The organism is Acetobacter farinalis, assembly GCF_011516935.1.
Lineage (GTDB): Bacteria > Pseudomonadota > Alphaproteobacteria > Acetobacterales > Acetobacteraceae > Acetobacter > Acetobacter farinalis.
On sequence record NZ_WOTF01000031.1, the window covers coordinates 1 to 10,084 of the forward strand.

13 protein-coding genes are annotated in these 10,084 nt (G+C 56.1%); 9 read left to right on the forward strand and 4 right to left on the reverse strand.

What is annotated here, in order from left to right:
- Window positions 1-129 precede the first annotated feature (129 nt).
- The 8 genes from GOB82_RS12445 to GOB82_RS12480 all read left to right on the forward strand — a co-directional run bounded on the left by GOB82_RS12445 (window position 130) and on the right by GOB82_RS12480 (window position 5,927).
- Complete coding sequence (locus tag GOB82_RS12445; protein ID WP_166123557.1) at window positions 130-636, forward strand: hypothetical protein; 507 nt, start codon at window positions 130-132, stop codon at window positions 634-636.
- 149 nt (window positions 637-785) lie between these two features.
- Window positions 786-1,433 carry a hypothetical protein gene (locus GOB82_RS12450; RefSeq protein WP_166123559.1) on the forward strand — a complete coding sequence of 216 codons (648 nt, stop codon included), beginning with the start codon at window positions 786-788 and terminating at the stop codon, window positions 1,431-1,433.
- A gap of 3 nt (window positions 1,434-1,436) precedes the next feature.
- Window positions 1,437-1,742, forward strand: a complete 306-nt coding sequence (locus tag GOB82_RS12455; protein ID WP_166123561.1) for a phage baseplate plug family protein — start codon at window positions 1,437-1,439, stop codon at window positions 1,740-1,742.
- The gene (locus GOB82_RS12460) at window positions 1,739-3,718 is read left to right on the forward strand and encodes a hypothetical protein (protein WP_166123563.1); all 1,980 of its coding nucleotides are present in this window, start codon (window positions 1,739-1,741) and stop codon (window positions 3,716-3,718) included. The genes GOB82_RS12455 and GOB82_RS12460 overlap by 4 nt, the downstream gene beginning before the upstream one ends.
- 1 nt (window position 3,719) lies before the next feature.
- Window positions 3,720-4,646, forward strand: coding sequence for a baseplate hub protein (locus GOB82_RS12465; RefSeq protein WP_166123565.1), 927 nt, complete (start codon window positions 3,720-3,722; stop codon window positions 4,644-4,646).
- Complete coding sequence (locus GOB82_RS12470) at window positions 4,643-5,278, forward strand: baseplate assembly protein (protein WP_242007409.1); 636 nt, start codon at window positions 4,643-4,645, stop codon at window positions 5,276-5,278. Before GOB82_RS12465 ends, GOB82_RS12470 begins: the two co-directional genes overlap by 4 nt.
- A 65-nt stretch (window positions 5,279-5,343) precedes the next feature.
- A complete protein-coding gene (locus GOB82_RS12475) occupies window positions 5,344-5,598 on the forward strand; it encodes a type II toxin-antitoxin system HicA family toxin (RefSeq protein WP_061507208.1) in 255 nt (84 codons plus the stop codon).
- Window positions 5,595-5,927, forward strand: coding sequence for a type II toxin-antitoxin system HicB family antitoxin (locus GOB82_RS12480; protein ID WP_166123567.1), 333 nt, complete (start codon window positions 5,595-5,597; stop codon window positions 5,925-5,927). Before GOB82_RS12475 ends, GOB82_RS12480 begins: the two co-directional genes overlap by 4 nt.
- Before the next feature lie 85 nt (window positions 5,928-6,012).
- Here GOB82_RS12480 and GOB82_RS12485 read toward each other — a convergent pair whose 3' ends face one another.
- From GOB82_RS12485 to GOB82_RS12495, 3 genes are read right to left on the reverse strand one after another with little or no spacing between them, the layout of a single operon-like run.
- Entirely contained in the window at window positions 6,013-6,315 is a 303-nt protein-coding gene (locus GOB82_RS12485) for a BrnA antitoxin family protein (protein WP_166123569.1), read from the reverse strand.
- Window positions 6,299-6,562, reverse strand: coding sequence for a BrnT family toxin (locus GOB82_RS12490; protein WP_166123571.1), 264 nt, complete (start codon window positions 6,560-6,562; stop codon window positions 6,299-6,301). The genes GOB82_RS12485 and GOB82_RS12490 overlap by 17 nt, the downstream gene beginning before the upstream one ends.
- A 37-nt stretch (window positions 6,563-6,599) precedes the next feature.
- Window positions 6,600-7,868: a tyrosine-type recombinase/integrase gene (locus GOB82_RS12495; protein WP_166123573.1), complete on the reverse strand. Its 1,269-nt coding sequence runs from the start codon at window positions 7,866-7,868 to the stop codon at window positions 6,600-6,602.
- A 102-nt stretch (window positions 7,869-7,970) separates the two neighbouring features.
- On the opposite strand from GOB82_RS12495, the gene GOB82_RS12500 reads away from it, so the two are divergent.
- Complete coding sequence (locus GOB82_RS12500; RefSeq protein WP_166123576.1) at window positions 7,971-9,068, forward strand: Lrp/AsnC family transcriptional regulator; 1,098 nt, start codon at window positions 7,971-7,973, stop codon at window positions 9,066-9,068.
- 18 nt (window positions 9,069-9,086) lie between these two features.
- Here the strand turns inward: GOB82_RS12500 and GOB82_RS12505 are convergent, their stop codons facing one another.
- Complete coding sequence (locus tag GOB82_RS12505) at window positions 9,087-9,941, reverse strand: hypothetical protein (protein ID WP_166123578.1); 855 nt, start codon at window positions 9,939-9,941, stop codon at window positions 9,087-9,089.
- Window positions 9,942-10,084: the final 143 nt, after the last annotated feature.

The window sequence follows — 10,084 nt, forward strand, 5'->3', positions numbered from 1 at the left end:
TAAGCCATACCGCCGCATCTGTTGCTCCCCCCCCCCTGAAAACCGGGAAAACAATCAGCACAGGCAGCCAGAAAGTACAACTCTCAGGGCCTAACTGACGACACGCCGTAGGGTTCTCAGAATGTTCTTATGCTTTTGGAGTGGGCACTTTTGATCCGAGAAATGGACTACACCGTCACCACAGAAGGCCCTGACGCGGGGAAGGTCTTCGTGATTTCCCGCATGCCGGCTTTCCAAGCAGAGCGATGGGGCCGCGCGTTCCTGCATGCCGCTACAGTCGGCACCCCATTTGAAGCAAGGGCCGTTTATGCCGACGCCATTGCGGAAGTCGCCAGATCAGAGATCGGGTTGAACGTGCTACGCTCTGTGGATCCGGCCTTGTCTGATCCTCTTGAGAAAGAGCTGCGGGATTGCATCAAAATTAAGCCAGACCCAGCGCGCCCGGCCGTAACGCGCCCCATCATAGATGGTGATTTTGAAGATATCGGCACCTTCATTGATCTCCAGCAGGTAGCGTTCGGGTTTAACACCGGTTTTTTTCAGGCCGTCTCCCGATCCCTGCCGGCGTTGGCTTCGGAAAGGGATCGGGAGGCTTCCTCAACTACCCCAACATCAGCCCCCTCATCGGAGCAGTAGTCCGTGAGCGGCTGGCAACGCTCGGGGAGCTCCAGAGTATCTATGACGCGGAGGATCTCTATGACATGGCTGAGCTTCTGGTTATCGACCAACATAACCAGTGCGTGGCCGCGAAATCTGCGGGACCTCGCCTGTAAGGAGGCAAACTGATGCCTCTTGCAGTCATCCCCCTGCCGTCCGCTTGGGATATTCCCGTAGCCGCGGGCGTTCCTGCGCTGTTGGGTCAATCGGTCTCCACCGGAATACAGGCGTCTGCATCCACCATCCTCGCCACGGCGCTGGAGGATTACCTCGTCAGCGAGGCCGCCAGCCATTGGGGGATTTTCACCAGCGATAATCAGCCATTTGCCACATCCTCACACGTTATTTCCCTCGGTGCCATTCAGGAAAGCCGGATAACCAGCGTCCCTATGGAGCAAGGGGCTTTTGCTTCCGTGAATAAAGTCGTCATGCCCAATATAGTGCGCGTGATGCTGATTTGTGACGGAGACCTCGCCACACGCGAGAGCTTCCACAAGGCTGTGCGGGCGGCGGCTGCATCCACGGACCTCTTCAGCATAGCCACCCCGGAGGCCACTTACCTGAATATGAACATCACGCATGTAGAGCGAGATCTACGCCAAGGAGGATCGCCCTCAATGCTGCGGCTCATTATTAGCGCTGAAGAAGTGCGAGGGGGGGCCAGGGCAAAACTTGCGCGCGCAGGATCCGGCGCCCTGACCACAAAAGAGCCGTCCGGCGCTCCCCTCGTCAATATCGGGCAGGTAAACCCCACGCCCGCGACAAGCAAGAGTTAAGCTATGCAAGCCATTCCCCTGACCCCTACCTCGGCGCAGTCCTTGAATGTCTTATTGGGCGGCCAGAATATCGGGCTTGTCCTGCGTCAGCGCAGTACCGGGCTGTATGCCGATATTGCCCTGAATGGGCGGCCGATCTTGGCGGGGGTTATCTGCCAAGACCGGACGCTGCTTGTGAGGTCCCTATACCTCGGGATGAAGGGCGATCTCGTCTTTGTTGACCTGCAAGGAAAACAGGACCCGACCTACGATGGGCTTGGCAGCCGGTATGCCCTCTATTGGATTGAGCCGGGAGAAGTCATCCCATGATAATTGATTCCCTCGTTGTCTCCCTGGAACTGGACAGCAGGGGGGTCGCAAAAGGCGCTCAGCAAACAGAAAGTGCGTTGAAGCGCTTGCGTGCGCGGTTGACTGATAATGCCAAGGGGATCGAGCAGGCGCACGCCCGGGTTGCTGAATCTGTCAGGAATGTCAGGGAGCAGGTGCTTGGGCTGCTCACCGTCGTAACGGCCGGCCGGGGGCTTAATGCCTTCTTCCAGGAAACCAGCGCCAATGTGGTGGCGACACGGAATTTCTCACAAACCATCGACATGTCTACCGCGTCTCTTGGCAAATGGGAGGCGGCCGCCCGTATGGCCGGGGGGAGTGCAGAGAGCATCAGGCAAACCTTTGCCTCTATCAGTTCCTCCATCGCAGAATGGGACCTGAACAAAACCTTTTCCGCCCAGCTCCAGCAGATGCAGCGTTCCGGCATCGCGGTTCTGGATGGGAAAAGCGGCAATGCCCTCAGCACGGAACAGATTTTCAAGAACGCCCTCCGTTACCTGTCCACCATCAAGGACATGCGCAGACGTACACAGCAGGCCAGAAGCTTCGGTTTTGGGGACGGCGTTCTCCCTCTGGTTAATTCAGGCTCTGGCGCCACCCAGCGGATGCTGAATGAGGCACAAGAGGATGGGGCGGAGGTCACTGAGAAGCAGACAAAGGCCAATGCAGGGCTTGTTCACTCTCAAGAGCGCTTAAGCACCTCCGTCAAAGCTCTTGGCCGGCAGATTGAGAGTGACTTTACCCCCCAGATGTCCAGCGTGAATGATCTGATCCGGGGGGCAACCAACACCATCAGGCAACACCAAGCCATTGCGGACGCTGCTTTTTCCGGGGTGTCTGCTGCGGCCATCGCTCTTGGTGTGGCTATGGCCGGTCCTTTTGTGGCGGGGTTTGCGGCCGCAAACGCGGGCGTTTTGGCGCTGACTGCCGGGTTTGGTACTGTGATGGCCGCGGGAAGTTATTTCTACAAAGACTGGTCGTCATGGATGAGCGGGGGCGCGTCCGAATTTGGTGCGTTCTATCAGTCCGTTTCCAATGGCTGGACCCAGATTGAGCAAATCGGCTCGCGTACCCTGGCCAGCCTCCGCCCGGCATGGAACAGCTTTGAGCATGGGGCAGAAGAAGGATGGAAAGCCTTCACCTCTCTTTTCACGGAAGACTCCGACACGATCCGGGCCCGGTGGCTGGTTTTAACAGGGGACGCCTCTGATGCCTGGGGAAAGGCCATGGCTTCCCTGCAGGCGGGGTGGGACCATTTCAAGAAGACTATCCAGGCCGACGCCCCTGCAGTCAGGCAGTGGCTGGAAGGCATGCTGCATCGCGGCGAGAGTGCCGCAAAGTCAGCCTGGCATTACATTGAGGAAGGCTCTGTCTCTGTTGCTCACTATATCGGCGGCCGGGCTGAAGCCATGCACGGGCTTCTTGCGCCGCGCGGGATCCGCAACAACAACCCCGGCAATCTCCGCTCATGGGCCGGGGCTGGGTCAGACGGACAATTTGCCCAGTTCGCCACGCCGGAAGCCGGTCTCAGTGCCATGGCCCAGAACCTGCAAACCTATATGCGAAAGCGTGGTCTCCAGTCTGTTCGCGGCATTATCTCCCGCTGGGCTCCAGCGTCAGATGGCAACCTGACGAATGACTATATCGCTCAAGTTTCAAAGGATATGGGGGTCAGTCCGGACGCCCGCCTGAATGCGTCAGACGTGAACACCGTTGCCAGCCTGATGCATGCAATCACCCGCCGGGAAAACGGCTATGACCCATACGCCGGATTGAACCAGGCAGCCGCGCAACAGGCGATTGCCCGCAATCAAGGCGGAGGCCCGGCACAGGAGGTTCACCACCATGCGCACAACACCTTCCATGTGACGGTAAATACCCGCGCCACAGACGCACGGGGCACGGCGCATGCTGTGAGCCGAGAGCTGGCGACCATTACCAATACGGGGCTGAACTGACATGGTCGAGCAAGCGGGCGCGGTTTCTCTGGAAACGTTCTATAAACGCAAAATCAGCCTGACGTTCCGACTGGGGCGCGGGCAATTCGGCACCAGTGGTTCACAAGAGCTTCACGTGAGCGGCCACCGCATTCAGGCAACGGTCAATATGGTCGGAGGTGTAGCTGGATCCTCCGCTGAGCTGCGCGTGTATGGTCTGAGACAATCCCTGATGAATGACCTGAACCAGCCTGTACTGACGCCCAATGCGGACGGAGGCCGGAACAATACGATCATCATCACGGCTGGCAATGAAGGCGGCGCGCTAAGCCAGATTTTCCAGGGGAACATTGTCTCTGCATGGCAGGACAATTCTGGCATGCCCGATACCTGTCTGAATATCTATTCAACGGCCATGGCCTTCAGCTCTTTGGCTGATTATCCGTCAACCAGTTACAAGGGCACTATCAACGTTGCTGATGCTGTCGGCACGATTGTCCGCAGTCTTGGGTTTGTCTTTGAGAATGATGGTGTAACAGCCCGGGCCGCCGATATCGTCCTGACAGGCAGCAGCGGCCAGCAACTGGATGAACTGGCGCGGATGGGCCGCTTTCAGAGGATTTTCGATAACGGCACATACGCCATCTGGCCGGAGGGCAAGGGGCGCTCAAACCTTATTGCAGATGTGTCATCAGCGACTGGCATGCTTGGCTATCCATCATTCACCGGGAATGGACTGAACTTCAAGACAGTTTTCCGGCCGGACATCCGCTTCGGGCAGTCCTTAAGGGTCACAAGTGACCTTCTGCCAGCGTGCGGGATATGGAACATCAAAACAGTGACGCATGACATTGAGAGCGAAAACCCTGGAGGCGAATGGTTGACCAGCATTGAGACAACGCGGCCGCTCTATGGCAGCGACAATACTCCTCCGGGGGCTTCAGCATGAGCGGGGCGGACCAGAGCGCCTATCTGGGGCAAGCGCAAGCCTCAGACACCACTGGCCACGTAAACCCGGTCCTGTTCGCAATACGCCAGCAGATGGCCCGCATGGCCGGGGCCATGTTGGTGCAGGTCAAAGCCGTTTCTGCGACGGGTTTGGAGCCTGTGGGGTTTGTTGATGCCCTCCCTATGGTTCATCAGGTGAATGGGCGCGGCATGCCCACGCCTATGCCGATGATCTACAATCTACCTTACCTCCGCCTGCAGGGAGGCCAATCCGCGGTAATTGTCGATCCGGCCATTGATGATATCGGCCTGGCCGTGTTCGCAAGCCGTGATATTTCCAACATCAAGCAGGTCCGCGCACCCAGCAGCCCCGGCAGTCATCGCATTCATAGCTGGAGCGACGGGCTCTATATCGGCGGCTTCCTGAATGGCATCCCGGAGGAATACATCTGGCTGACCGGCAGTGGGGTGAAGGTGCAGACGAAGGGAGAATTTTCCGTCTCCGCCAGCAAGGCCACGTTCAATTGCGACATCACTACTTCCGGTGACGTGAAAGCTGGCAGCATCAGCCTTATGGAACATACCCACCCCGGCGTGCAGCCCGGCAACGGAACAACCGGCACGGCAGAATGAAACGGAAGCGTGGTTAGTAGAGTATCCTCCTTGCATATGATACCAAAAAATAGTATCACACTTCTATGAAAGCCAAGCACCGCCGAACGCTGGAGTTAATCTTCAAACGCCCCGTCTCAGGCAACGTGCCCTGGACGGACATTGAAGCTCTTTTCGTTTCTCTGGGCGCGGAGGTGTCAGAGCGTGAAGGCTCACGCATCGGTGTGTTCCTGTTTGAAGAGATCAAGGTCTTCCACCGACCTCATCCTAAACCAGACACCGACAAAGGAGCCGTAGCTTCTGTCAGAAAATGGCTTGAGCAGAATGGAGTGACGCCATGAATAACATGATGGAAATTGGCGGCCATCGGGCTGTCATCCAGTTTGACCCTGAAATCGGCATGTTCCGGGGGGAGTTTCTGGGACTGAACGGAGGGGCTGATTTCTATGCAGATAGCGTAAGCGGCCTGCAGCAGGAAGGTGAGGCTTCCCTCCGAGTTTTCATGGAGATGTGCGCTGAAAAAGGCATTGATCCGGTCAAGCACTATTCTGGCCGCTTTGTGGTCCGCCTGCCTGAAGAGATCCATGCCCGCGCTGCAGAGATTGCCGCAGCCCGTGGCGTCAGCCTCAATCGACTGGTGCAGGATGCGCTGGCTCAGGTTGAGGCGTAGATACTGGCGTTCGCCCTATGTCCCTCATCTTCATATCGTGCAGCCCAGGGACATGATCGTCATTCATTACCGCAGGCAGTGGCTATTATAGTCCCACCGCCTCGCGCAGCAGGTCATTCAAGCGCCCCTGCCAGCCCGGACCATCCTGTTTCAGGCGATCAACCAGATCAGGGTCAAGCCGGATAGAAACCAGCTTCTTTGTCGGGGCTTTCTGTGGACCGCGCACTCGGCGCTGAGACGCAAGATCAGGCACAATAGCGGAAGCAGGAACCGCCCGTAGGAAATCTCGCTCGGTCAGTTCAGGGTTGTCTGCATCCAGAGTGATGCCCTCATTGATACGGGCGTCTTCCTCGTCTGTCGGCATGATGAATTCAGGTTTGCGCGGCATAGAGCATGACCTCCCGTTTGTTGGCCTTACGCAGGCTGATGATGCGGACGATGCGCGTCTCAATGCTGAATACCAGCACATGAAGACGGAGATTGATCGGAGCGATAGCGACAAGGCGTGGTTCGTTTGCGCTCTGACTGGTCAGAACAAAAGCAGCGTCCCATTCAAAGCCATCAGCGGCAACAAAATCAACGCCGTGTTTGGCAATGTTGCTCTGACGTTTTGTTTCGTCCCAATCGTATCTCATGGATTATTGTATATACAATATATTGGGCAGTCACAATCTATTTCTGCGCCCGCTCAAGAGATGTGATTGTCTCATGCTGCCGTTCAATAATCTCCTGAGCCACCAGCAATGCCCGAGCCAGCAGGAGGGTATTATCTTCCTGCGGAGGGGAGTTGGCCGTCTGTTCATTTTGAACAATCACTTTCCCTGATGGGCTTTGCTCACCCTCCGGCCATCCCAGCCCCTCCGGGCCGTCTTGCCACCACCGGATGATTTCATCCCGATACACATCCGGCATCAGCTTGGCGTAACGTGAGACCATGGCGACCGTGCTCCAGCCTCCATCATACTGAAGGCGCATGATGTCCTTGTGAACGCAGTAGTGCCAGGATGCCCATGTGTGACGCAGGCCATGCGGTGTGATGTCTGGCACGAACCACTCTTTTTCTCTGCGCGCGCCTTTGGGCGTCCACCTCCGGACAGTTCCCCGCAAACCAGCCCGTTTACAGGCGTAGGACCAGCCGGACTTGATCTGGCCCCCATATTGCCGGCCACTATCCTGATAGGCCTCGTTGGAAGCTGTTTTCTGCCCGCCGGGCCGAAACACCCTGCCCTCTCGCCACGGTAAAGAGGCCAAGGCCCGGATGACAACCGGAGGCAGGTCAACGTGCCGCTCATTGCCCTGCTTCTGCCAGACCACACAGCGTGCGCCCTTCAGATCCACAGAGTGCCAGTCCAGTTCCATTGCTTCTGACATGCGGCAACCGGTCCCAATCAGGAAAATCAGCAACGGCTGCAAATGAGGTGCTGCAGCAAGCACCAGGCGTGTCGCCTCTTCAGGCCGGAGAAAGGTCGTCCGGGCTTTCTGGGTCTTCGGTCCTTTGAAAGCAGGACGGTCACACCAGCCTCTTATGGCCGCAAACTCCAGCACTGATCTTAAAGGCGTTATCACACTTCGGATTTTCGTCGTCGCCCTGGCACGCGCGGCATCAGTCAAAATGGACTGACAGGCTTTATCGACACTGGCCTGCGTGATTTTGCTCAGTTGGGCATCCCCGAAATATGCAAGCAGCCGCTCCTGGTATCTCTGCGTCGCAAGCGAGCGCTGCTCTGCCTCCAGATAGGCTGTCACCGCCTGCCTGAATGTGACCACGGCCCTCCGGCCGTAGATATGTTCAGTCCATAGTTCCGCATGCCGCTTGGCAAGATACTGCTCTGCCTCCTTGCGATTGCCTGTCCGGGTGCTTTCATAAATGCGCCGTCCACCCACAGTGCCTCTGACATAGAAATTTCTATGATGCGCCACGGTCATCAGCTTTAACGGCATGGTGCAGCCCTCTTTCCAGCTTACCTGTTCAATATGAACACCTCTGCTTGTACCTGCAGCTAGTCACGCGTACTGTTCATTATGAACAGCAGAGCAGGACAGATGGCCGGACAGCATAAGAGCAAACTCAATCTCGACCGTCTGGCGAAAATATGGGCTCTGGCCGAGCGGGGAGACGCTGGAGAGCAGGCCGCAGCGCGCAACCGGGCCGAGGCGCTGGTTAAGCCCCATGGCTACACGTTGGCGGATGTGCCTGACCTGCTGCTCACAGAGGGGTATCTGGACGACGAGCCCCAGCCCTCAGCAGGTGGCTTCACCTTCTATGACATGAGCAACCCGGCTCACCAGCGCGCATATGCCAAGGCTGAGGAAAAGAAGCGTGCAGCATGGCGCATGGCCAACCGTGCCAAGATGGAGGAAGTGCTGACCCGCTACGGCTCGGAAGAGGCTGTGTTCGCGCATACCGCCGAAGAGCAAGCCTATGACGCCGTGATTGAGCCCTTCCGCAAGGCAGGCGCCCCCGGCAAGTGTGACACATGGGACGGAGAGCATTTCAGCCCGAGCGTGCGCGTTCGTGCGGCCCTCGCCACGGTCAAGCCTTGGCCTGGCACCATTCCCGATGCCATTGCGGAATACGATTACTGGGAGAAGCTCTATGATGACCGGAACATAGCGGACAGCAACGGCCAGTATAATTATCTCAGCAAAGGCACCGACTTCCGGCGCTGGGCTTTGGGTGATCTGATCAACAAAGAGATTGAGGCCCGCAACATCTCGGACGTGATTACCCGCCTCCGCTTTCAGGAAGCCAGTCAGGGCACATACAATGACAGCGCTGCCATCCTGCGGGATCTGGAGAGGCTGCATGCTGCGGAAAACTCCCAAAGGCCAGATCCTGCCTCTGGGGATATTCCCCCTGACCGGGGATCTCCGGCCACCTCTGATGGGGAAGCAGGTGCTCCTGAAAACCGCGCCACCTCAGAAGCCGCAGATATGGGGAATAACGAGAGACCGAACGCTGCCTCGCCCCCTCCGTTCATTCTGAACACAGCCAGCAAGCGCCGGGCGGAGGTTGAACGGATACTCAGCACACCGGAGGGAGCGCGCATGTCGTTACGTCAGATAGCTGGGATGGCTGGGGTTTCACCTACTACAGTTATGAAGGCAAGATCATTTCACTGGCACTCAAACCAATTATGAAAAATAGTCCGACATTTATTAACGATCAGGCAGGGTATCTGCCTGCACAATTTCAGCGTTACGATATTCTTTCCCAACCTTTCGAGCAGACACGGTTAATTGAATGGATTGTTTGCTCCAAAATGCCTCGCGGATAATTTTCTGATCGTGCTCTGCCATCACTGCGTCAGCCAATGTTGCCTGTATGGTGGTCCCATCTTGTCCACGAATTTGACAAGAAAATCCTTCTCCAGCCACAGATGATGCTTTTTCAACCTTAAATATTCCCGTTAGGCTAATTTTATCACCACTTTTCCGGAAACCAGTTTGAAGAACTTTCACAGTATCTCCAGGCAAATCTTTCCCTTGAAACGTAACAGTATCTGCATCTTTAGCCTGTTTCATTATTTGAGCAGTGGCATTTTGAGATTCTCTTTGAATAACCTCGACTTCCTTAAATGCACTTATTGCATCTTTAAGAATTTTTTGGTTAGCTTCCACTTGCTCTTTATTCGTTTCTGTTACCGCTGAAACTGCGTGATCAAGGACAGCCAACTCCGCTCTATGATCTGCAGACTGTAGCTGCTCTTTCTGAATGGCATGCTGAGTGTCCATCCATTCTTTAATTGGGGCCGCACCAAACAACAAAAGGATGGTCGTCAAAGACAGAACGAATTTTGCTTTAGGTCCCATTCCATCCGTTACCTTCCCAAGCAATTCAGGGAGCGCCTTACACACTCCAGCCCAGATATCAGAGCTGCCTTCTTTGACTTCAAAATCAAGCTTCAGGTTCTCTCGTGCATTTTCATCAAGAGCAGATCCTCTTAACTTGCCATTCCTAACAAATGCAGCAACGCGGTACAAGGTAACCTGATATTCAACGAGCGCCCTCATCAAGTCGGCATTAAGCGTGGAATGGTATCGTCTGGACTTGTAACGGTTTTGTGCCGGTCAGAAGTGATTATGCCACTCTTGCTTCGAAAGCGAGAGGGCTGATGCCACCCAGATATGAATGGCGTCGACGTGGATTGTAGAAA

Excerpts from the sequence above, each read along its gene's own strand:
- GOB82_RS12460 (WP_166123563.1), top strand. The coding sequence starts at position 1,739 with ATGATAATTGATTCCCTCGTTGTCTCCCTGGAACTGGACAGCAGGGGG.
- GOB82_RS12495 (WP_166123573.1), bottom strand. The coding sequence starts at position 7,868 with ATGCCGTTAAAGCTGATGACCGTGGCGCATCATAGAAATTTCTATGTC.
- GOB82_RS12455 (WP_166123561.1), top strand. The coding sequence starts at position 1,437 with ATGCAAGCCATTCCCCTGACCCCTACCTCGGCGCAGTCCTTGAATGTC.
- GOB82_RS12490 (WP_166123571.1), bottom strand. The coding sequence starts at position 6,562 with ATGAGATACGATTGGGACGAAACAAAACGTCAGAGCAACATTGCCAAA.
- GOB82_RS12480 (WP_166123567.1), top strand. The coding sequence starts at position 5,595 with ATGAATAACATGATGGAAATTGGCGGCCATCGGGCTGTCATCCAGTTT.
- GOB82_RS12500 (WP_166123576.1), top strand. The coding sequence starts at position 7,971 with ATGGCCGGACAGCATAAGAGCAAACTCAATCTCGACCGTCTGGCGAAA.
- GOB82_RS12445 (WP_166123557.1), top strand. The coding sequence starts at position 130 with ATGCTTTTGGAGTGGGCACTTTTGATCCGAGAAATGGACTACACCGTC.
- GOB82_RS12470 (WP_242007409.1), top strand. The coding sequence starts at position 4,643 with ATGAGCGGGGCGGACCAGAGCGCCTATCTGGGGCAAGCGCAAGCCTCA.
- GOB82_RS12485 (WP_166123569.1), bottom strand. The coding sequence starts at position 6,315 with ATGCCGCGCAAACCTGAATTCATCATGCCGACAGACGAGGAAGACGCC.
- GOB82_RS12505 (WP_166123578.1), bottom strand. The coding sequence starts at position 9,941 with ATGAGGGCGCTCGTTGAATATCAGGTTACCTTGTACCGCGTTGCTGCA.
- GOB82_RS12465 (WP_166123565.1), top strand. The coding sequence starts at position 3,720 with ATGGTCGAGCAAGCGGGCGCGGTTTCTCTGGAAACGTTCTATAAACGC.
- GOB82_RS12475 (WP_061507208.1), top strand. The coding sequence starts at position 5,344 with ATGAAAGCCAAGCACCGCCGAACGCTGGAGTTAATCTTCAAACGCCCC.
- GOB82_RS12450 (WP_166123559.1), top strand. The coding sequence starts at position 786 with ATGCCTCTTGCAGTCATCCCCCTGCCGTCCGCTTGGGATATTCCCGTA.